The sequence below is a fragment of the Paenibacillus sp. LX16 genome (assembly GCF_036252815.1).
Lineage (GTDB): Bacteria > Bacillota > Bacilli > Paenibacillales > Paenibacillaceae > Paenibacillus > Paenibacillus polymyxa_B.
In genome coordinates this window covers 4,411,476-4,433,706 of record NZ_CP141152.1, presented here as the reverse complement: position 1 = coordinate 4,433,706, position 22,231 = coordinate 4,411,476, and the positions used below count along the sequence as shown (strand labels likewise).

At 47.7% G+C, this 22,231-nt stretch carries 17 protein-coding genes; all 17 read left to right on the top strand.

Translation table 11 applies throughout. The features are described 5' to 3' along the window. Positions 1-7: 7 nt before the first annotated feature. The 17 genes from lon (at position 8) to T3H97_RS19735 (ending at position 22,209) form a co-directional block, all read left to right on the top strand. A complete protein-coding gene (gene lon / locus T3H97_RS19815) occupies positions 8-2,344 on the top strand; it encodes an endopeptidase La (RefSeq protein ID WP_134903684.1) in 2,337 nt (778 codons plus the stop codon). Between the two features lie 18 nt (positions 2,345-2,362). Further along, the gene (gene yihA, locus T3H97_RS19810; RefSeq protein ID WP_328800641.1) at positions 2,363-2,977 is read left to right on the top strand and encodes a ribosome biogenesis GTP-binding protein YihA/YsxC; all 615 of its coding nucleotides are present in this window, start codon (positions 2,363-2,365) and stop codon (positions 2,975-2,977) included. Positions 2,978-3,266: 289 nt separating this feature from the next. After that, positions 3,267-3,854 (top strand): non-ribosomal peptide synthetase module, encoded by a 588-nt coding sequence (locus T3H97_RS19805; protein WP_328800640.1) that lies wholly within the window; start codon positions 3,267-3,269, stop codon positions 3,852-3,854. Between the two features lie 267 nt (positions 3,855-4,121). After that, complete coding sequence (gene speD / locus T3H97_RS19800; RefSeq protein WP_190299615.1) at positions 4,122-4,520, top strand: adenosylmethionine decarboxylase; 399 nt, start codon at positions 4,122-4,124, stop codon at positions 4,518-4,520. A 249-nt stretch (positions 4,521-4,769) separates the two neighbouring features. Beyond that, on the top strand, positions 4,770-6,164 hold the full coding sequence (gene hemA, locus T3H97_RS19795; protein WP_013311616.1) for a glutamyl-tRNA reductase: 1,395 nt from the start codon (positions 4,770-4,772) through the stop codon (positions 6,162-6,164). A gap of 16 nt (positions 6,165-6,180) precedes the next feature. Then, on the top strand, positions 6,181-7,008 hold the full coding sequence (gene ccsA / locus T3H97_RS19790) for a cytochrome c biogenesis protein CcsA (protein ID WP_061828817.1): 828 nt from the start codon (positions 6,181-6,183) through the stop codon (positions 7,006-7,008). A gap of 8 nt (positions 7,009-7,016) precedes the next feature. After that, positions 7,017-7,664 carry a precorrin-2 dehydrogenase/sirohydrochlorin ferrochelatase family protein gene (locus T3H97_RS19785; RefSeq protein ID WP_165179223.1) on the top strand — a complete coding sequence of 216 codons (648 nt, stop codon included), beginning with the start codon at positions 7,017-7,019 and terminating at the stop codon, positions 7,662-7,664. Between the two features lies 1 nt (position 7,665). Then, a complete protein-coding gene (gene hemC, locus T3H97_RS19780) occupies positions 7,666-8,592 on the top strand; it encodes a hydroxymethylbilane synthase (RefSeq protein WP_328800639.1) in 927 nt (308 codons plus the stop codon). A 4-nt stretch (positions 8,593-8,596) separates the two neighbouring features. Beyond that, a complete protein-coding gene (gene cobA / locus T3H97_RS19775; RefSeq protein ID WP_103050161.1) occupies positions 8,597-10,153 on the top strand; it encodes a uroporphyrinogen-III C-methyltransferase in 1,557 nt (518 codons plus the stop codon). A 47-nt stretch (positions 10,154-10,200) separates the two neighbouring features. Next, the gene (hemB, locus tag T3H97_RS19770; protein WP_028541574.1) at positions 10,201-11,199 is read left to right on the top strand and encodes a porphobilinogen synthase; all 999 of its coding nucleotides are present in this window, start codon (positions 10,201-10,203) and stop codon (positions 11,197-11,199) included. 30 nt (positions 11,200-11,229) lie between these two features. Then, positions 11,230-12,534 (top strand): glutamate-1-semialdehyde 2,1-aminomutase, encoded by a 1,305-nt coding sequence (gene hemL, locus T3H97_RS19765; RefSeq protein ID WP_025722720.1) that lies wholly within the window; start codon positions 11,230-11,232, stop codon positions 12,532-12,534. After that, positions 12,531-13,445 carry an RluA family pseudouridine synthase gene (locus T3H97_RS19760; RefSeq protein WP_328800638.1) on the top strand — a complete coding sequence of 305 codons (915 nt, stop codon included), beginning with the start codon at positions 12,531-12,533 and terminating at the stop codon, positions 13,443-13,445. The genes hemL and T3H97_RS19760 overlap by 4 nt, the downstream gene beginning before the upstream one ends. Before the next feature lie 126 nt (positions 13,446-13,571). Beyond that, positions 13,572-14,903, top strand: coding sequence for a LysM peptidoglycan-binding domain-containing protein (locus T3H97_RS19755; RefSeq protein ID WP_328800637.1), 1,332 nt, complete (start codon positions 13,572-13,574; stop codon positions 14,901-14,903). Between the two features lie 409 nt (positions 14,904-15,312). Continuing rightward, positions 15,313-17,979, top strand: a complete 2,667-nt coding sequence (locus tag T3H97_RS19750) for a valine--tRNA ligase (protein WP_328800636.1) — start codon at positions 15,313-15,315, stop codon at positions 17,977-17,979. A 36-nt stretch (positions 17,980-18,015) separates the two neighbouring features. Then, positions 18,016-19,392 carry a bifunctional folylpolyglutamate synthase/dihydrofolate synthase gene (locus tag T3H97_RS19745; protein ID WP_328800635.1) on the top strand — a complete coding sequence of 459 codons (1,377 nt, stop codon included), beginning with the start codon at positions 18,016-18,018 and terminating at the stop codon, positions 19,390-19,392. 6 nt (positions 19,393-19,398) lie between these two features. Continuing rightward, positions 19,399-20,778: a UDP-N-acetylmuramate--L-alanine ligase gene (gene murC / locus T3H97_RS19740; RefSeq protein ID WP_328802853.1), complete on the top strand. Its 1,380-nt coding sequence runs from the start codon at positions 19,399-19,401 to the stop codon at positions 20,776-20,778. Between the two features lie 165 nt (positions 20,779-20,943). Next, the gene (locus T3H97_RS19735; protein WP_328800634.1) at positions 20,944-22,209 is read left to right on the top strand and encodes an SPOR domain-containing protein; all 1,266 of its coding nucleotides are present in this window, start codon (positions 20,944-20,946) and stop codon (positions 22,207-22,209) included. The last annotated feature ends 22 nt before the right edge of the window (positions 22,210-22,231 follow it).

The following is a 22,231-nucleotide window of genomic DNA, read 5'->3' as shown; positions in this document are numbered from 1 at the left end:
GAAAGCGATGGGACCCACCAAGACAAAAGGTCGTCGTTTTCCTTTGCTGCCTTTAAGAGGACTTCTGGTCTACCCGAGCATGGTTCTGCATCTCGATGTGGGCCGGGAAAAATCGGTCAAGGCTTTGGAAAAAGCGATGGTTGAAGACAATTTGATTCTCCTGTGTTCTCAATCAGAAGTAAATATTGAAGAACCCACACAAGAGGACATCTTTCGAGTCGGCACGGTAGCCAAGGTACGCCAGATGCTCAAGCTTCCTAATGGAACTATTCGAGTATTGGTGGAAGGGCTGGAACGCGCCGAGATTATTCAATATACGGACAATGAAGAATATTACGAGGTAATGGCGAAGGAGCTGCACGAGGCAGAAAACGTACAGCCTGAGACGGATGCGCTTATGCGCACTGTATTAACTCAGTTCGAGCATTATATCAACTTGTCCAAAAAGGTAACACCAGAGACTCTCGCTGCGGTATCCGATATTGAAGAGCCTGGACGACTTGCAGACGTGATCACAAGTCATCTTACGCTCAAAATTAAGGAAAAGCAGGATATACTGGAGACGATCGACGTTACTCAGCGTCTGGAGAAGCTTCTGGATATTTTGAATAATGAGCGTGAAGTACTGGAGCTGGAACGTAAAATCAACCAGCGTGTGAAGAAGCAAATGGAGAAGACGCAGAAGGAGTATTATCTGCGTGAACAAATGAAGGCGATTCAAAAGGAACTTGGCGAGAAGGAAGGCCGCGCAGGAGAAGTTGAAGAACTGCGCAACCAGCTAAGTGAACTGGAGCTGCCTGTTCCGGTGAAGGAGAAGGTCGAAAAGGAAATCGACCGTTTGGAAAAAATGCCGGCAAGCTCTGCCGAGGGTGGCGTCATCCGTAATTATGTTGATTGGTTGTTAAGCTTGCCGTGGAACAAGTTTACCGATGATGATCTGGATATCGTCAAAGCTGAAGAGGTACTCAATAACGACCACTACGGACTCGATAAACCCAAGGAACGTGTATTGGAGTATTTGGCTGTGCGCAAGCTGGTGAAGACCATTAAGGGACCGATTCTGTGTCTCGTAGGCCCGCCAGGGGTCGGCAAGACCTCGTTGGCCCGTTCGATTGCCAAATCCATGGGTCGGGAATTTGTCCGCATCTCTCTCGGAGGTGTGCGGGATGAAGCGGAAATCCGTGGTCACCGCCGGACTTATGTTGGCGCGATGCCGGGGCGGATCATTCAAGGGATGAAGACCGCAGGAACGTCTAATCCGGTATTTTTGCTGGATGAGATTGATAAAATGGCTTCCGATTTTCGAGGGGATCCGTCGGCGGCATTGCTCGAAGTGCTTGATCCTGAACAAAACAATACGTTCAGTGACCATTTTGTCGAGTTGCCGTTTGATCTGTCCAATGTGATGTTTGTAACGACAGCCAATGCTGCACACAACATCCCGCGTCCGCTAATGGACCGTATGGAGACACTCTATATTCCAGGCTACACCGAACTGGAGAAGCTGGAAATCGCCAATCGGTACCTATTGCCCAAGCAGAAGAGAGAGCATGGCTTGAACGAGGAACAGTTGGTCATCGGGGAGGATACGCTCCTGCGTGTCATCCGTGAATATACCCGTGAATCCGGTGTGCGGAATCTTGAACAGCAAATGGCTTCTCTGTGCCGCAAGGCGGCGAAGTCCGTTGTATCTGGTGGCGAAGGACCGATTCAAATCACACCGGATAATCTGAAGGATTATCTGGGTATCGCTAAATTCCGTTACGGTGTTGCAGAACTGGAGGATCAGATCGGTACGGTTACAGGCTTGGCATGGACAGAGGTCGGTGGTGAAACACTGATGATTGAAGTGACCGTCGTACCTGGTAGCGGTAAACTGATTCTTACGGGTAAACTGGGAGACGTTATGAAGGAGTCTGCCCAGGCGGCATTCAGCTACACTCGTTCGAAAGCAGTTGATCTGGGCATTGAACTGGACTTTTATGAGAAAAATGATATCCACATTCATATTCCTGAGGGTGCGATTCCGAAGGATGGCCCATCTGCGGGAATTACTATTGCTACCGCATTAATTTCAGCTTTGACCAACCGTCATGTATCCAAGGATGTAGCTATGACAGGCGAAATTACTTTGCGCGGCCGAGTATTGCCGATTGGTGGTTTGAAAGAGAAGTCGCTGGCTGCCCACCGGGCAGGCTACAAAAAAATTCTGCTTCCCAAAGATAATGAACGGGATTTGAAGGATATTCCCGACAGTATCCGGCAGGATGTTGAATTTGTCCCCGTTGCCCATATGGATCAGGTGCTAAAGCATGCTTTGGTTGAGCAGGCAAGGGTACATTAGAGAGGAATTAAGGACACAATGAAAGTAACAAAAGCAGAATTTATAATAAGTGCGGTTGGCCCCGATCAGTTTCCTGTGGACGCTTTGCCAGAGATTGCTCTGGCGGGGCGCTCCAATGTAGGAAAGTCTTCACTGATTAACCGGTTGATTAACCGTAAAAATTTGGCGCGTACCAGCTCAACGCCGGGTAAAACCCAGCAACTCAATTATTACCGGATTAATGATGATCTCTATTTTGTCGATTTTCCCGGTTACGGTTACGCCAAGGTATCCAAAACGTCCCGTAAGGCTTGGGGGCAGATGATTGAGTCTTATTTGCTGGAGCGTGAGCCACTCAAACTGGTGCTTCAAATGGTAGATTTGCGCCATCCGCCGTCCAAGGACGATATCATGATGTATGATTGGCTGCGTCATAACGGGCTTCCCGTATGTGTTGTAGGCACGAAGGCAGATAAAATCCCTAAAACGCGGCGAGAAAAGCATTACAAGGTAATCAAGCAGGAACTCGGAATACTTCCCGGGGGATTGTTTATCCCCTTTTCATCCGAAGAAGGTATGGGCAAGGAAGAGCTGTGGTCTGTCATCTCCAGCTATATAGAGAATGACGACGAAGAGCAGCAGAGGGAATTGTAAGGCTAGGGACGTCCTTGAGGGCGTCTCTTTTTCATGATTCGGGCTTCAAAAAATATTAAACTCACTAAATTGGTGGGAATAATATATAATAACTAAAGGAACTCATGGAATTTAAGCAGAAAAGTGAGTATATGGAGGATAATGCAGTCTCAACCCCATTATTTTCTGTTTATTTCCGATGTATGGCGGAAATTTATGATTTGATGTACAAGAAAAGCGTTGTAGGTCTGATGTATAATAAAGCATAAAGCTAAACTTATAGGTTCAGGAAAGAATTGAGGAGATTGGTATGGCTCAGCGGTTAGCCACAGAGTATGTTAAAACCACTTTGACTTTGTCGGAAACTCAAATGGACGAATTTTTGCGGGCGGTGGATGATTCCCAGGTGCATTACTATATTAAAGTTCTAGATAACGGAAGACAGGAAATCGTTCTGGAACATAGTGCGGGTGAGGAAGTTCATTTGTTTTTTGAAGCCAAAGAGGGAGCATTTGTGTGTGAATTGACTTGCCGCTTAATTCATCCGCAACTAACCCTGTTTATGCGCAAACTTTTTGTTCGTTTTAAGGGCGAAGGCATCGTTTACCGAATGTATCAAGGATTCACTATGGTGTATTTTTATAATGAAGGTACGGTTCGTAAAATTATGGAGAAGAATGCCGTAGGCTCCAGGCTGGTATTTGAATATAAAAATACGGTGCAGGAACTGCAACAGCTTTTCCAGCATCAGAACGTCGAAAATGAAATATCAGACGTATACCATCTCATTAATTCGTTGCTTGACCAGCGGAATTTGGCGCGTACTTTCTCCGAGTTGGAACAGATTGACCACAAGCTTCGAATGAGTTGCTCGAAATTATTTGCACTGGAAGCTTAGTAAGGCATGAATACATGGAATGAATCGTTATGCAGTGTAGTCCCTTTCTTTACCGAAAGGGGCTTTTTTATTCCAAAATAATGATTGCATTTGCTGCACATAGATGTTATTTTTAATCTCGTTGAAAATGAATATAGGAACCAGGATTCACTCAGGACATTGAATGTTGCGAGAGGTTATTCCCTCGGGAAGTGAATGACGTAGGTCCTAGCGGATGAAATTTTTTCAAACATTTTATTCCTAGGAAGGGGGAACCGAAAGATGGAATTGGAGTACTCAACTTTCGGAAGACACGTTGCCGTAGATACTTGGGGTGTTGAGTTTGAATTACTGAATGATGCGCAGTTTTTGGAGGCTCAATTAGTTGAAGCAGCTGAAGCTTGCGGAGCAACGGTGATGTCCGTTCAATCCAAGCAATTCGAACCACAGGGAGCTACCGTGCTTGTACTGTTGTCGGAGAGTCATCTCTCTATTCATACGTATCCTGAGAGAGGGTTTGCCGCTATTGATTGTTATACTTGCGGTGAGACTGTCGATCCGCAGCTGGCTATTGATCACCTGGTATCCGTTCTAAAACCGAAAAAAACATATGCGAAGAAGCTGATTCGCGGCTTGGGAGAACTTCAGGTGGAATCACCGGAGTGCAAGCTGGCTGAGTTGGTGTAAATCGTTCTTTTATGGAGCCATTTGTGCGTCCTATATTATAACCATGGAACATTTCCATGGTTATTTGTTTTAAAAGTGGTCTACACTAAATCAAATCATACAGAACGTGCTAGATGTTCATGAAAGCCATCCAATTTTCATAAACAATTCATAAAACAGCCGGAGGAGATTCGGACTTCTGTGATATAATTAACATAGTTTATGATAACAGAGGATATTCTTATTACAGTTTAGGCAGGTGAATTTGCAATGCACATCGTCGTTGTTGGGTTGAATTATCGTACGGCGCCTGTGGAAGTCAGAGAACGTTTTACATTTGCAGAACAAGATTTGCCAAAAGCGCTGGAACAACTCAAACTTACCAAAAGTGTGTTGGAGGGCGTAGTTGTCGCAACCTGCAATCGGACTGAAATATATGTTGTGGTGGACCGCCTTCACATGTGCGGTTATTTTATACGCAGTTTTATGGAGCAATGGTTTGGCATTCCGCGTGATCAATTTACACAACATTTATATATATATGAGGACGAGCAGGCGATTCGGCATTTGTTCCGTGTGACTTGTGGTCTTGATTCTATGGTAATCGGAGAAACACAAATTTTGGGACAGGTAAAGAACGCTTTTCTTCAGGCTCAATCCCAGAAAATTACGGCAACGTGGTTTAATATGTTGTTTAAGCAGGCCGTCACATTGGGCAAGCGTGCCCATTCGGAGACGTCTATTGGAGAAAGTGCCGTATCTGTCAGCTATGCAGCAGTTGAGCTGGGCAAACGGATTTTCGGGATGTTTACCGATAAAAAGGTACTGATTCTCGGTGCTGGTAAAATGAGCGAGCTTACCGTTAAGCATTTGTACAGCGGCGGAGCAGCCGAGGTTATTGTAGCAAACCGAACCTTGTCCCGTGCGGAAGACCTTGCCTCCAAGTTCCATGGAACGCCGGTTACGATGGAGGAAGGCATGAATCGGTTGGCGGATGTGGATATTGTCATTAGCTCGACAGGTGCCCAGGGTTATATTCTGGATCGGACTCGGGTTGAAGCAAGTATGAAACGTCGACAGTCCCGTCCTTTGTTTATGATTGATATTGCGGTTCCGCGTGATCTCGACCCGGCTATTGGTGAATTACAGAATGTTTTCCTGTACGATATTGATGATCTGGAAGGGATCGTGGAGAGCAATTTGGAAATGCGCCGTACCGAAGCTACAAAAATCGAGCATATGATCGAAGATGAGCTTAGCGAGTTTTATCAATGGTTGAAAACGATGGGAGTGCGTCCGGTGATTCGTGCATTACAAGAAAAAGCGGAGTCTGTACATCAGGATACGTTGGAAAGCTTGTTCAATAAGCTTCCCGAGCTGGATGAACGGCAACGCAAAGTGATTAGCCGCTTGACGAAAAGTATGCTGAATCAGATGATGCATGATCCGATCAATCGGGTAAAGGAACTGGCTGTTCAAAAGCAGGGAAATGAGGCCCTAGACATGTTTAGCCATATTTTTGCTCTGGAGGATCGTTTGGATGACGCCGCTCAGAAAGTAGATAAAAGCGATGCGTCTGCGTTAATGAAACCGGAAGCCGGTGTTCATGAAAAAACCGTTCAGGCTCAGGCTTTGCCAGCGTCGTTTGCGCCGGCCAGCCTGTAAAGGTGGGTGAACAGAAGTGGCTTCAGGCATGCTTATATATGATTCAATGATTTATGTTTTTGCCCTGAGCCTTCTGTTTGTATTCTCGGATGGGATTCGTCGCAATGCGAATGCTAAACGGACAGGTACAGGGCTTCTTGTTGTCGTTCTGGTGCTCCAGCTTGCTTATATGGGGATAAGAACCTGGAATGAAGGGCATCTTCCTATTTTCGTGACCTATGATTTTCTATTTCTGTTCTCAGTTATTTTGGTACTGATTTCTTTGATTCTGACACGTTATCAGCGATCCGAATTTGCGGTATTGTTGCTTAATATTATTAGTTTTGCAGTGCTAGTGCTCAACAATATATGGATGGAGCCTCTCGACAACCCGCTTGGAAATTGGCATACAGTGCATGGGCTGCTCCTGATTCATATTGCGCTGGCTAATCTTGGTTTTGTAGCAATGACGGTAGCAGCTGTATTTTCGGGGTTATATCTGTTTTTGCATCGTAAATTGAAAGTAAAGAAATGGAATGACACGATCAGACGCCTGCCGAGTCTGGAAATGATGGACCGGTATACGCATATGGCGTTGTTGATTGGTACTCCTTTGTTAGGGGTCTCTATTGTAGTTGCCGTTATTTCTATTATTGCCGAGGAACGCTGGCGTCTCTTGCTAGATACCAAGGTGCTGATGACAGCGATTGCCTTGTGCGTGTATATTATATTTTTAGTGAGCAAAAGATTGAATCAGCGTTCAGGGCTTGTCATGGCAAAGTGGGCATTGGTGGGCTACACGCTATTGATTCTTAATTTTTTGCTGAATTCCTGGTCTGTATTTCATCAGTGGACGGGAGAGTGAAAAGCCTTTTGCAGCATTTTGTCCCGATTTCGTTGAATTGTAAGAATAAGATCTGTTGTGTTGTAGGTGGCGGTAGGATTGCGGAACGAAAGGTAAAGGGGATGATGGAAAGTGGGGCATTCATTACCGTCATTAGCCCGAATATAACGCCGGATTTACAGGTTCTGGCGGATCACAAGCAGCTCCACTGGGTAAATCGCGTATATCGCGAGGGTGACCTCCAGGGAGCCTTTCTTGTATATGCGGCGACGAACCAGAGAGAAGTGAATTATGAGGTTGCGCATGAGGCCAGACAAAGGGGTATACTGGTAAATGTGGCGGATCGATCGGAAGAGGGAGACTTTATAACGCCGGGTATCATTCGACGAGGAAGACTGACGATTAGTATTTCCACAGAAGGAGCTGGCCCTGCTGTGACCACTGATATTACATCAGCTTTGAATACGTTGTTTGGTAGCGAATACGAGCCATATCTGGATTTCATGCACGATATGCGACAGATCATCAAACGTAAAATAAGTTCCCCACAGCAAAGGACCAAACTACTGAGGCGCTTAGCGAGTAGCGGAATTTTGGATCAAATACGGCGTCATGAATTTATGGCTTGGACCGAAAAAGAAATAGACCTATGGATTGCGCAAAATCAGGAGGAATAACATGCGAACAATTGTGGTAGGCAGCAGACAGAGTGCGCTGGCGTTAACTCAGACCGGGCATGTCATTGAAGATTTGAACGCGCTGTGCGCGGAGCATGGAATGGATTTGCAATTTGTTGTGAAGAAAATCCTCACCAAGGGTGATCGAATATTGGATGTAACCTTGTCCAAAGTGGGTGGCAAAGGGCTTTTTGTCAAAGAAATTGAACAGGCCATGCTGGCTGGTGAGATTGATATGGCAGTACATAGTATGAAGGATATGCCTTCCGAATTGCCGGAAGGGCTTGTCAACGGCGCTGTGCCGCGCCGTGAGGACCCACGTGATTGCCTGATCACATTGGGCGCCAAGAGCCTGGAGGATTTGCCTCAAGGGGCAAAGGTGGGCACGAGCAGCCTGCGCAGAGCCAGTCAAATCAAGTCCATGCGACCTGATCTACAATTGGAGCCTGTGCGTGGTAATATTGATTCCCGTCTGAAAAAGCTGGAGACGGAAGGCTTTGACGCTATCATTTTGGCGGCAGCAGGCTTGCACCGGATGGGCTGGAAAGAGCGAATTACGTCCTATATACCGGAGAAAGACTGTTTGCCGGCAGTCGGGCAGGGAGCGCTGGGTATTGAATGTCGTGCGAGCGACGAAGAGCTATTGGCCTTGCTGCACCTTTACAACGACCGGGATACCTCGGCTACCGTTGCGGCAGAACGAACCTTTCTGGGCGTGTTAAATGGGGGATGCCAAGTGCCGATCGGGGCTCATGCGGTCTGGGCTGGTCAAGAAATCAGCCTCACGGGCATGGTAGGCTCGCCAGATGGCGAGGTTATTTTGAAGGAAACGTTCCAGGGAAATGATCCGCAAAAGCTGGGAGAAGCGGTGGCGGCCAGTTTGATAGCCAAAGGAGCGGAACAGATTCTGGCGCAGGTGAGGGGATGATAGCATGGCAGGAAAAGTATATTTGGTAGGTGCAGGACCCGGAGACGCAAGATTAATTACGGTCAAGGGTTGGGAATGCATTCAATTGGGCGATGTCATTGTGTACGACAGACTGGCAAGCCCGCGCCTGTTGGGATTGATGAAGCCAGGTGCCCAAAAAATCTATGTCGGCAAGTTGCCAGATCGTCACACCATGAAGCAAGAGGAAATTAATCAGCTGCTGGTGGATTTGGCCTTGGAAGGAAAAACAGTTGTTCGTCTTAAAGGGGGAGATCCCACTATATTTGGACGAGTCGGCGAGGAAGCCGGGCTACTGCGTAAACATGGTATTTCCTATGAAATTATACCCGGCATCACATCAGCAATCAGTGTGCCCGCCTATGCGGGCATTCCAGTCACACACCGGGATATGGCCTCATCGCTGTCTATCATTACAGGTCATGAAAGTCCCGATAAACTCGACAAAAGTATTCATTGGGATAAAGTGACGAACGCAACGGGCACACTGATCTTTATGATGGGTGTAGCAAAGATCGGCTATATCAGTGAACAGCTGATAAAACACGGTAAGCCGTCAAATACTCCGGTTGCCTTGATCCGTTGGGGGACCCGCGCCGAGCAGGATACGCTGGTGGGTACGCTGGCGGATATTGAAGCTAAGGTGAAGGCTGCGAATTTTCAACCTCCCGCCGTCATCGTTGTCGGAGAAGTGGTCAATCAACGTGAACAGTTAAAATGGGCTGAGGACATGCCTTTGTTTGGCAAGCGGATTTTGGTTACTCGCGCGCGTGCGCAGGCCAGCAGTCTGGTTCACCGGATTGAGGAGCTTGGCGGCGAGCCTTATGAATTTCCAGTTATTCAGACGGTCGCCCCTTCGGACGAGTCAACCAAACAGGAAATTAAAGAGGCATTTGCGCGACTACCTGAATATGATTGGGTGTTTTTCACCAGTGTTAATGGAGTTGAATACTTTTTCACGCACTTAAAGGAACAGGGCAAGGACGTACGCATGCTGTTCAAAGCTCGTATTGCCGCAGTCGGACCAGCTACAGCAGCTGCGCTTCGGACACACGGAATTGTGGCAGAACAGATCGAAGGCCCTTTTCAGGCAGAAGGCTTGCTCGAAGGGTTTGAGCAGGATTTGCAGGCAGGGCAGAACGTATTTCTACCTAGAGGTGATCTAGCACGGCCGTGGCTGCCAGAAAAGCTGAGGGAGATGGGGCTTCATGTGACCGAGGCTGATTTGTATCAAACTGTGCTGGCAGCCAACACACAGGATGACGAGCTCCTCAAGCTGCTTGAGGAACGTGCCATTCATGCGATTACGTTTACGAGTTCCTCAACTGTCACCTTTTTTCTGGAAGCGCTCAGGCAAATGGGGATCCATGATCCGTTGTCGCTGCTGGAGGGAGTTACGATTGCTGTAATAGGTCCTTTGACCGGTGAGACAGCTACCCAAGCCGGTTTGACTGTGAGTTTTATGTCAGAGAAGGCAACCATTGAAAGTCTGATCCAATCGTTATGTGACTGGAAACGATCAAGTACTCTTATGACATTATAATTTTTTGTTTTTGCTAATGAATGTATAAAAAATGGAGGTTTGTATTCATGAGTGTTCCTTTTACTAGACATCGTCGTTTGCGTCAGTCGGCTGCAATTCGCAGTATGGTGCGTGAGACGGTATTGAATCCCGCTGATTTTATCCAACCGATCTACGTAACATTTGGCACTGGGGTTAAACAGGAAATTAGCTCTATGCCAGGTGTATACCGTTTTTCTCTGGATCGGCTGGAGGAAGAACTGAAAGAGATTAGTGAGCTTGGCATTCCCGCCGTGCTCCTGTTTGGCATACCGGAAACAAAAGACAGTGTAGGGACTTCGGCTTTTGTGGACGATGGTATTGTTCAGGAAGCTACTCGTTTGATCAAGTCTCGTTATCCCGAACTGCTGGTTGTGGCTGACACTTGTTTGTGTGAGTTTACGGACCATGGACACTGCGGTATGGTACACATGCATGAGCATGATGGTGAGGTATGCGGTGAAGTATTGAATGATGAATCTCTGGAGGTGCTGGTACGTACAGCCGTTTCTCAGGCCAGAGCTGGTGCGGATATTATCGCGCCATCTAATATGATGGACGGTTTTGTACAAGCGATTCGGCAGGGGCTGGATCTGGAAGGCTTTTCACATATTCCGATTATGTCGTATTCCGTCAAATATGCGTCTGCTTTTTATGGTCCTTTCCGGGAAGCCGCAGATTCTGCGCCGCAGTTTGGTGACCGCAAATCCTATCAGATGGACCCTGCCAATGCACGTGAAGCATTGCGAGAAGCGGAGTCTGATGTGCTGGAGGGTGCGGATATGCTGATGGTGAAGCCTTCTCTTTCTTACCTGGACGTGATGCGCACGATTAAGGATCAATTTGATCTGCCTATGGTGGCTTACAACGTTAGTGGTGAATATGCCATGGTCAAGGCAGCCGCTCTTCAAGGCTGGATTGATGAAAAAGCAATGGTGCTGGAGATTCTGACAAGCATGAAGCGTGCGGGTGCAGATATGATTATCACCTATTCGGCCAAGGATGCGGCAAGATGGTTGAAGCAATAAGTCTATTTTCAGAAGATAGGAGTGGTCAGATTGATCGACGAACAACGGAAAGTGCGCAAGGATACGAACTCCAAAGTAGCCTTTGATGAGGCAAAACAATACATTCCGGGTGGCGTTAACAGCCCGGTACGGGCTTTTAAATCTGTTGGGATTACACCTGTATATATTGACCATGGCGAAGGATCGCGTGTATATGATATTGATGGTCAATCCTATTTAGACTATGTATGTTCATGGGGACCGCTTATTATGGGCCATGCACATCCCGAAGTGGTTAAAGCTTTACAGGCTGCTGTTGTAAAAGGAACCAGCTTCGGCGCACCAACGTTGGCAGAAACCGAAATGGCCAAGCTCGTATGTGAGCGTGTTCCTTCTATGGACATTGTACGTATGGTTAACTCCGGAACTGAGGCGACTATGAGTGCGATTCGACTCGCACGCGGATTTACGAGCCGTAGTAAAATCCTTAAATTTGAGGGATCATATCACGGTCATGCGGACAGTTTGCTGATTAAAGCAGGCTCTGGTGTTGCGACATTAGGCTTGCCCGATAGTCCGGGTGTACCTGAAGTCGTAGCCACCCATACCATCACCGTCCCTTATAATGATTTGGCTTCGGTGAAGCTAGCTTTTGAGAAATTTGGCGAAGAGATTGCCGCAATTATTGTCGAGCCAGTAGCAGGCAATATGGGAGTTGTACCGCCACAGCCTGGATTTTTGGAAGGTTTGCGTGAGGTAACCCAGCAGTACGGAAGTCTGCTGATTTTTGATGAAGTGATGACTGGATTCCGGGTTGGACTTCATTCGGCTCAAGGTCGCTTTGGTGTGACGCCGGATCTTACCTGTCTGGGTAAAGTGATTGGTGGTGGACTCCCTGTAGGTGCTTACGGCGGACGTCGGGATATTCTGGAGCAGATTGCTCCATCGGGGCCAATTTATCAAGCGGGTACGCTTAGCGGAAATCCGCTGGCTATGGCAGCAGGTTATTCGACACTTAAATTGCTGACGCCAGAAGTATACGATCGCCTGGAAGAGCGGGCAGCAAGACTTCAAGCCGGATTCGAACGTAATGCGAGCGAGCTGGGTATCCCTGTCACGATCAATCGCGTGGGTTCCATGGTTTGTCCATTTTTTACAGAAGAAAAGGTTGTCAATTTTGACACAGCTAAAACGAGTAATCAGGACCACTTCCGCCGTTACTTTACTGAAATGGTGAATGAGGGAGTCAGTGTGGCACCATCTCAATTTGAGGGTATGTTTGTGTCGGGCGTGCATACGGTAGAGGATATTGATGCCACCATTGAGGCGAACTATCGCGCGCTCAAACGTCTATGAGCTGGCAAGGTGGCTGGAAAAGAAGAGGACCGTGGCTGGAAGTCACGCCAGGACGGGAAATCACAGACGGGGAAAAAAACAATGCTGATGCTGTAGATCAGTGGTTGCTGAATCGTTTGAAATTACCGGAAAAGCTGTGGCGCAGACTGCGTCATGCAAAAGAGATTGAACTTACAGGGGACCGGCTGCGGCTGGCCCTTTTTCCTGTAATAAACCTTGGAATCACCCCTCGTTGGTATGATTTGAAGGTACTGTATGAAGATGATTTTTGCCTGGTAGTGCATAAACCGGCAGGTATGGCAGTACATCCGGACGGCGCTGTGCAGGATGGTCCGCTGACGTTGGATCATGCTGTCGCATCCTACTATGAGATGAATGGCATTCATGCGGCGGTACGGCATGTACATCGTCTGGATGTGGATACGACGGGCCCAGTGCTATATGCCAAAAATGAATTTGCGTTGCTCAAGCTGGACGAGCAAATGCGAGCTAAGGATATAGGCCGCAGGTATGTAGCTTTGGTACGAGGGAAAGTACCCCCATCGCTGCGAACGTTGGATTGGCCGATTGGCAAGGACAGGCATCATAAGCAGCGCCGTCGTGTATCTCCAACTGGGCAAAAGGCGGTTACCCATATTGAACTCGGGGAAGTATGGGGAAGCGGTCCAAGTGCAGTGAGTCTCGTATATCTGACGCTGGAGACAGGCCGGACGCACCAGATTCGCGTACATCTTAGTCATGCTGGCTACCCGTTGCTTGGGGATGTATTATACGGGGGGCGGGCTACTGATTTTGGCAGGCAGGCGCTGCACGGAGAGCGTCTTACCTTCTGTCATCCGCTGAGTGGCGAAACGATTACCGTGGAGGATGCTTGGCCGGATGATTTTCAAAAGCTACACAAACAGCTATAAAAGATGGCATGCCTTCTATTTTGGCGCATATACTTGAACCTAGAAACGGTTTGCAATATGGAGTTTCCGTGCGCCTGACCAGAAGTCAGAGGATGTGCGGAGACTGCCCAAAGGAGGATGCCATCCTTGAACAAACAACAGAATGATCAGCCGCAAGGCTTGCGTTTTGATATTTATGAACGCATTCATTTGACGGAGGAAGCTGCCGGGATTGCTGAGTTGGAGGAAATTGAGCTTCTGCCACGCATTCAGGTTGTAACCCACGGCGACCATGCCGCTTTGCGAGGGCATTTGCTGCTGGAGGGCGTGTACCGCACACCTGAACAGTTCACGAGCGAGCTTCATCATTTGATCCCTGTGGAAATTACCATTCCGCTAAACCGCGTAGGGAGATTGGAAGATATCTCTGTCGAGATTGAAAATTTTGATGTGGACCTGCTCTCTTTACGTAGTCTAAACATTACAGGCGTTCTTTCTTTGCATGGCGTAGAAAGCTCGCACGCGGAGGAGACGGCGGTTTGGCTGGATGAGGAATTTACCGTAGTGCATGCACCTGAGCATCCGGTTCAATCCCTTTCCGCCGATGGAGAGCATCCTCATGCAGAGGCCTATTCTACCAATGACTCGTCCTCCGATTACGTTACAGATCCTGAAACTTCCTACAGAGGGCCAGCACAACAGGAGTCCGTTTCTTGGGAACAGCCGTCTGAGGACCATGAGGAACAGAAGTCATCGTCGGAACAGAAAGCTTATGAGTCGGTAGTAGATCCTAACCGATTCTATGAGCCTTGGACGGGCAAAGCAGTTGAAAACAGCTCTCCCGAGGTCAAGCATGAGCATGGGTCTCCAGAAGTGTGGGGATTTCAGCAAGAGGAAGCATGGGCAGGGGGAAATGAGCTCAAAGTATCTTCCGCATCTCCTAATGTAGTATATGAACCTTTGCTGTCTGAACCGCATCCTGCCACGGAGTCCGAGGTCTATCTGGAGCCACAGTTGGAAGCGAGTCCAGTAGATAACTTCGACTTCAGGCCTGAAGCGTCAGAACAGGCGAATCACGAGGCCCATGACACCTTTACTGAGGATAAGCCAGAGATGCGTGTAGCGCTCAACAGTAAAAAGGATGAAGGGGCAGACGAGCCAGACCCGGTTGTCTACTCATCATTGCTCCAATCCAGCCGTTCGGTGAAGGAAGCCGAATATCAGCAGCAGTTGGAGCAGGAGCCGCAGGACCAGGATCAGAAAGCCGAAGAAGAGCGGGAGAATGCCAAGTGGAAGAACCTTTTTTTTCATACACAGGATGAAACACCTTTTCGCAAGGTGCGGTTATGCATCGTACAGCGCGAAGATACACTGGAAACCATAGCTGACCGTTATCAGCTCAGCACACGTGAGCTTCAACTGTATAACAGATTGGCGGAGCATCATGTGGAAGAAGGACAGGTATTGTACATCCCTTGATCCGGTTGCTGAAAAATGCACAGCGGGTGTTGACTATAGTCAATGGGAAATGTATGATGTGGTATAGTTATTGAAAGACTGAGATCGGGAAGAGTAGGCAGCAAGCCCTTCAGAGAGTGGAATTGCAGCGCTGTGAGGTTCCGCAGGAAGCTACTGGCCGAAGTCACCCGGGAGTCGCCTGTTTGAACGGTTCCTCATTTCATTCCTACGGAAGATAAGAGGTTCACGGTAGAATAAGGCCGGTCCGCAACCGTTATCTGCATAAAGTGTCACACCATGTGTAATGGATCAGTGGATACATACACTAGGGGTGAAACAAAGGTGGTACCGCGAGAGAACAGCCTTTCGTCCTTTGAGGATGAAGGGCTTTTTTTATTTGCCAATTGAAAAATCATGGAGGTATCCTGATATGTCAGAACAAGACAACAAGACAACCTTGGAAATGCCAACAACGTACGATCCAAAATCAGCAGAGCAAAAATGGTACAAAACGTGGATGGAGAAGGGCTATTTCCGCGCTGGGCAACATCCAGAGGCAGAGCCTTTTACAATTGTTATTCCACCACCGAATGTTACAGGTATGTTGCATATTGGACATGCTCTTGACTTTACTTTGCAGGATATTATTATTCGCGCCAAGCGGATGCAGGGTTATGATGCCTTGTGGCTGCCAGGGGCAGACCATGCGGGGATTGCTACCCAAACAAAGGTAGAGCAAAAGCTGCGTGAAGAAGGCCTGACACGTTATGATTTGGGCCGCGAGAAGTTTTTGGAGAAAGTGTGGGAGTGGAAGGATCTTTATCTAGATAATATCCATAACCAATGGGAAAAGATGGGTTTTTCTCTCGATTATTCTCGTGAGCGTTTTACGCTGGATGAGGGACTGTCCCAAGCGGTACGTGAGGTATTCGTTAAACTGTACAAGAAGGGTCTGATTTATCGCGGTAAACGCATCATTAACTGGGACCCTGCTGCACGTACTGCATTATCGGACATTGAGGTGGAATACAAAGAGGTGAACGGAAATCTGTATCACCTGCAATATCCACTGAAAGACGGTAGCGGATTTATTACGGTAGCCACTACACGTCCTGAAACGATGCTGGGCGATACAGCTGTAGCTGTACACCCGGAAGATGAACGCTACAAGCAAATGATCGGCAAAACGCTTGTGCTCCCAATCATCGGACGGGAAATTCCGGTCATTGCGGATGACTACGTTGATAAAGATTTCGGTAGCGGCGCGGTTAAAATTACACCGGCTCACGACCCGAATGACTTTGAAATGGGACAACGTCACCAGCTGCCACAAATTACGGTGATGGACGAAACGGGAACGATGAATGCCGAAGCAGGCAAATATCAGGGCCTGGATCGCAGCGATTGCCGTAAGCAAATCGTCGCTGATCTGAAAGAGCAGGGTGTACTGATTCGTATTGAAGAGCATGTACATCAAGTAGGCCACAGTGAGCGCACAGGTGTAGTTGTAGAACCTTATTTGTCCACGCAATGGTTCGTGGAAATGAAGCCTCTGGCAGCTAAAGCCATTGAAGTGCAGAAGGCTGGCAACGGGGTAAACTTTGTGCCGGATCGCTTTGAACGTACTTATCTGCATTGGATTGAAAATGTGCGAGATTGGTGTATTTCCCGTCAATTATGGTGGGGACACCGTATTCCGGCTTGGTATGATGAAGAAACCGGAGAAGTGATTGTATCGGCGGAGGACCCTACCACTTTGCCTGAGTATGCTGGCAGAAAGCTAAAACAGGATGAGGATGTGCTGGATACTTGGTTCAGCTCTGCTTTGTGGCCGTTTTCGACCCTGGGTTGGCCTGAGCAGACAGAGGATCTCAAACGCTATTATCCGACTAATGTTCTAGTTACAGGCTACGACATTATTTATTTCTGGGTATCGCGTATGATTTTTACCGCGTTGGAGTTTACGGAAGAGATTCCGTTCAAGGACGTACTTATGCACGGGTTGGTTCGTGATGCGGACGGTAGAAAAATGTCCAAATCCCTCGGCAACGGTGTTGATCCGCTCGACGTGATTGACCAATATGGTACCGATGCTATGCGTTATATGATTTCCACCAGTAGCACGCCTGGGCAAGACCTTCGTTTCCGCTGGGAGCGGGTGGAGCAGGCCCGTAACTTTGCCAATAAAATCTGGAATGCGTCACGCTTTGCGCTGATGAATCTGGAAGGCGTCACTTCGGCAGATATAGACATTACTGGTGACTTGAGCACCGCTGATCGTTGGATCCTGCATCGTCTAAACGAAACTTCACGCGACATCACGCGTCTAATAGATGCTTATGAATTTGGCGAGACAGGCCGCCTTCTGTATAACTTTATTTGGGATGATTTGTGCGACTGGTACATCGAGTTTGCGAAGCTTTCCCTATATGGCGACAATGCAGAGGCGAAAAAGAAAACGCAGTCCGTACTTGCATATGTATTGGATCGGACACTGCGCATGATTCATCCGTTCATGCCGTTTATCTCTGAGGAAATATGGCAGCATCTTCCGCATGAGGGAGAAACGATTACACTGGCCGCTTGGCCTGTTTATGATCCGGCTCTTGAGGATAAGGATGCAGTTGCAGAAATGAATTTGCTGATCGACGTAATTCGCGCTGTGCGCAATATCCGTGCTGAAGTCAACGTGCCGATGAGTAAAAAAATTGAATTACTCATAAAACCCGGCGATCAAGCCGTTCTCGATATCATTAACCGCAATGGGGAATATGTACGTAGATTCTGTAATACGTCTGAATTCGACGCGGGATTAGAATTCACCGTTCCAGATAAAGCGATGACATCTATAGTTAGCGGCGCAGAGCTATACCTGCCGCTGGCCGGACTGCTTGATATTGCCCAGGAAATTAGCAGACTGGAAAAAGAACTTCAGCATTTGAACAGTGAAGTGGAGCGCGTGGAGAAAAAGTTATCTAACCAAGGCTTTGTGGCGAAGGCACCAGCTAAAGTCATCGAGGAAGAGAAGGCCAAGCAAGCCGATTACTCAGATAAGCGCGCTAAAGTTATCGCACGTATTGAAGAACTCAAGGGATAATTTCACTCACAATAAAATGACCTGAAGGTGAAGAGGATGTCAGATACGATCAGGGGCGGAGACACGGCTCCTTTACAAAGCTATGATGAAGCAGTGGAATGGATTAACGGCTTGATTCCGTTTGGTATCAGACCCGGATTGGAACGAATTGAACAGCTAATGAGTAAGTTAGGTGATCCGCAACGACATCTGAAATTTGTGCATATTGCGGGAACCAACGGTAAAGGCTCAACTTGTGCCTTTCTGACCTCTGTGCTACTGAAATGTGGGTACGATGTCGGAACTTTTACGTCTCCGTACATCACCCGATTTACGAACCGCTTTCAATTCAATGGTACCGATATTCCCGATGAAACGCTGGTTTTGCTTGCCAATCGCTTGTATCCGTTGGTGAAAGAAATCGCAGATAGTGAATTGGGGTCACCTACAATGTTTGAGGTATCGACAGCGTTGGCTATTTTATACTATGCTACGGTAGCTTTTCCAGATGTTGTGGTATGGGAGACAGGTCTCGGGGGAAGGATGGATGTAACTAATATCGTGAATCCAATCCTCTCGGTTATTACGAATGTCGGCTATGACCATACGGATATTTTGGGAGATACGCTCGAACAGATTGCAAGGGAAAAAGCCGGTATCATCAAACCGGGTGTACCTGTCGTCAGTTGTGTTTCCCAACCCGAGGCTATTCAGGTCATACGTGAAACGGCGGCAAAGCAAGGAGCTACCTTGTACCTGGCAGGAGAACAGTTTACGTATAAACGGCTAAATGGGGATGAAACAGCTCAGACCTTTTCATTCGCGGGGCCCTTCCGACATATGGAAATTGACATCACGTTGTTAGGCGAGCACCAATGTTCTAATGCGGCAGGAGCCGTGATGGCACTTGAGGTCCTACGTCAGTATATGGCTTTTGTGTTGGATGATGCAGAATTGCTGGAGGGCTTTAGGCAAACTGCCTGGGCAGGGCGTCTTGAACAAGTCAGTACCTCGCCGAGGATTGTCCTTGATGGAGCTCATAATCCAGAAGGAGCACAGACGCTGGCCAAGAGTCTTCCTCAAGTGTATTCGTACAAAAAATTGGTTTTAATGATGGGGATGCTGTCAAACAAGCATCATGAAGCATACTTGCAGCATATACTGCCACTAGTGGATACGCTTATCCTGACCGAGCCCGATTTTCGCCGCAAAATGAATGCCGCTGAATTGGCTCATCTCGTGGAAAAGCTGCGGCCGTCTTATGCCAAAACGGATTTAAAAATAATTGTAGAAGGTGACTGGAAAAAGGCCCTTGGCCTGCTTCAGTCACATACGGAAGCGGAAGATCTGGGGGTGGTGTCCGGCACGCTGTACCTTATTGCGGATGTACGGGCTACCCTTATGTATCAAACCGATTCGGAAAAAGGTTGGTGAAATTTGTTGATTACTTCGGAACATGTTCATTTTATCGGTATCGGCGGCTACGGGATGAGCGCGATTGCTCGGGTCATGCTGGAGATGGGTTATACCGTGACTGGCTCAGATGTGGCATCACAGGAGCTGACAGAAAAACTGGCGGCAAAAGGCGCAAAAATATATATTGGACACACGCCTGAGCATATTGCAGGCGCGGATATCGTCGTCTATTCAACAGCATTGTCACGTGACAATGTGGAGCGGGTGGCAGCGGAGGAATTGAATATTCCAACTCTGCATCGTTCGCAGATGCTGGCTCGCTTGCTTAACGAACGTAAGGGCATAGCTGTTGCGGGTGCGCACGGTAAAACGACAACCTCTTCCATGATTGCTCTGGTTATGGAGAGATGTAACGTTGATCCAACGTATATTATTGGCGGCGAAATCACGAATTTGGGGACGAATGCCAAAGCAGGTAAAAGTGAGTTTGTCGTTGCTGAGGCGGATGAGAGTGATGGTTCCTTCCTGCAATATCATCCTTGGCAAGGCATTGTAACCAATATTGAAGCGGATCATTTGGAAAATTATGATGGCGACTTTAATCGTCTGAAAAGTGCCTATGTACAGTTTTTGAGTCAAATTCAACCGGATGGAGCGGCTATTGTATGCGCAGATGATCAGAACATCCGGGAAATGCTGCCTCAACTCCAGACTCGGGTCATTACTTATGGAGTGGAGCATGAAGCGGATTATATGGCGACAGATATCCAATTAGGTGACCGTCGATTAAGCTTCACTATGAGCCGTAAGGGAACAGCACTCGGAACGATCGAACTATCTGTACCGGGTAAACATAACATGTATAATGCGATGGCTACTGTGATTTCCTGTTTGGAAGCAGGGATTCCATTTGATCAAATTGCTGCTACTATTGTAGAATTTCACGGAGCGAAGCGTCGGTTTCAAGTACTAGGTGAAAGCAATGACATACTGATTATTGATGACTATGCGCATCATCCAACAGAGATTGAGGCTACGATTAGCGCAGCGAGAGCGACTGGCAAGCGTATTATTGCTGTATTCCAGCCGCAACGCTATAGCCGCACCTTTTTCCTGCTCGATGCGTTCAGCCGCGCGTTTAGCGAGGCTAGTGAAGTCATCATTACCGATATTTATTCACCAGCGGGAGAAAAACAGATTGAAGGCGTGCATTCTTCCAAGCTCGTGGATTTAATCGTCCAAAACAGCAATGCTAATGCAATCTATTTGCCGACCAAAGAAGCCGTGATCGAGGAGTTGAAAGATCGGTTACAGCCGGGTGATCTTGTGCTGACGATGGGAGCGGGAGATATCTGGAAAGCAGGTGACGCGTTAGCGCGCCATCTTCGCGGACAGCAAGTGTAATACGTATATAATGAGCTGTTACGCCAATGTATTACATTTATTCAAGGGTATTCCGAACACGACTGTGTTTCGGGATACCCTTTTTTGTAATGCTGGGGCATATATTCTTAGCTTGACTCATACAACAGACTATGAGGAAGTATGGGACAAGGAGGGAGTGCATCCATGAACAAGACCAAGATGACATTCCGGTTCGACCAACAGTTGCCGGAGACAAGCCGGGAGGATAAGCTACAGGTGCTTCCGTACAAAAACGAGTCGATTACGAACGAGCAGCGTGAAACGATTAGAGATAAGGGGTTATATCAAAAAGATAAGCTTCATCAAGCTGATAACCCGCAAAAAGAAACGGAACGGATTAGAGGAATGAAGAAAAATACTGAAACTACGCAAGAAGCAGAGCTCAATGAGCCTGAGGATCTGAATAAACGCATTTCAAGTCGGCGCTTTGCTCCGACATTAAGAGTAGAAGAGGGATGGGATGACCCCTTTGGCCGTTCGGCGGCTTCTTGGTCAGATGCGGACGTTCTACCAGATAGCCTGGAAGAGGATGAGGAAGCTTATCATTCTGGTCAAGAGTACAGAAAGCGTCCGCCCCACCCTTCTAGATGGAAACTGGTTGGCTCTGTAGCCAGCGCACTGGTGACCGGGGGGATGTTTGGATATATTATGTTATTACTGTTTAACGGAGGAGGCATGGTCCCGGGAGCAGATCCTTCAGTAGAAGAGGCTGTACCGGTCTTTAAAGAATCTGTTGGTGTGGATGCAATATCTGCAAAAGAGAATTCTGCCCCTGTCACTGTCATAGAGGCTCAGGTACCTCCACAAACCTACTATTTGCTGCAATATGGGGTGTTCAGCACTCCAGAACGTGCCTTGCAAGCAAAAGAAGAACTGTTGAAGGCAGGCATTGCAGCAGGAGGGGATACCGAAGACCAAAACCGGGTATATGCAGGAATATCACCAGATAGGGAGCAAGCCAAGTTGCTCAGCAATCAGTTGAAAACACAAGGAGTCGAATTGTATGTTCGTGAGCTTGAATTGCCTGGATTCGAAAAAGCGGCTTACGGAGGCGAAGGTGATAAACTCACTAGCTTTTTTCAGTTAAGCAGTTCATTGGTGGGTAAGTTGAGCGGACTTTCCTCGACCTTGCTCGGGGAAGGAGGTCCGAATACGGTGCCAGCCTCCGACATGAAGGAGCTGAACGACCTGCATCAGCAGTGGACACAAAATATCACTGCACTTCCCACCGGTCTTTCGAAGGAAGCGACTGTCTCCGCAACCTCACTTGAAAAGGCGATGAACAGTGCGATCTCTGCACTTGGGGAATATAATAAGAATACAGCCAAGGAACACATTTGGGAGATTCAGTCCTCCATGATGGAATATGTTTTGCGTGAGAAGGAATTTATCCAATTCATAAAACAATAGGCTAACCATATTTTCCGGCAAG

Excerpts from the sequence above, each read along its gene's own strand:
- T3H97_RS19750 (WP_328800636.1), top strand. The coding sequence starts at position 15,313 with ATGTCAGAACAAGACAACAAGACAACCTTGGAAATGCCAACAACGTAC.
- T3H97_RS19735 (WP_328800634.1), top strand. The coding sequence starts at position 20,944 with ATGAACAAGACCAAGATGACATTCCGGTTCGACCAACAGTTGCCGGAG.
- T3H97_RS19805 (WP_328800640.1), top strand. The coding sequence starts at position 3,267 with ATGGCTCAGCGGTTAGCCACAGAGTATGTTAAAACCACTTTGACTTTG.
- T3H97_RS19745 (WP_328800635.1), top strand. The coding sequence starts at position 18,016 with ATGTCAGATACGATCAGGGGCGGAGACACGGCTCCTTTACAAAGCTAT.
- yihA (WP_328800641.1), top strand. The coding sequence starts at position 2,363 with ATGAAAGTAACAAAAGCAGAATTTATAATAAGTGCGGTTGGCCCCGAT.
- T3H97_RS19760 (WP_328800638.1), top strand. The coding sequence starts at position 12,531 with ATGAGCTGGCAAGGTGGCTGGAAAAGAAGAGGACCGTGGCTGGAAGTC.
- hemB (WP_028541574.1), top strand. The coding sequence starts at position 10,201 with ATGAGTGTTCCTTTTACTAGACATCGTCGTTTGCGTCAGTCGGCTGCA.
- lon (WP_134903684.1), top strand. The coding sequence starts at position 8 with ATGGGACCCACCAAGACAAAAGGTCGTCGTTTTCCTTTGCTGCCTTTA.
- cobA (WP_103050161.1), top strand. The coding sequence starts at position 8,597 with ATGGCAGGAAAAGTATATTTGGTAGGTGCAGGACCCGGAGACGCAAGA.
- hemC (WP_328800639.1), top strand. The coding sequence starts at position 7,666 with ATGCGAACAATTGTGGTAGGCAGCAGACAGAGTGCGCTGGCGTTAACT.
- hemA (WP_013311616.1), top strand. The coding sequence starts at position 4,770 with ATGCACATCGTCGTTGTTGGGTTGAATTATCGTACGGCGCCTGTGGAA.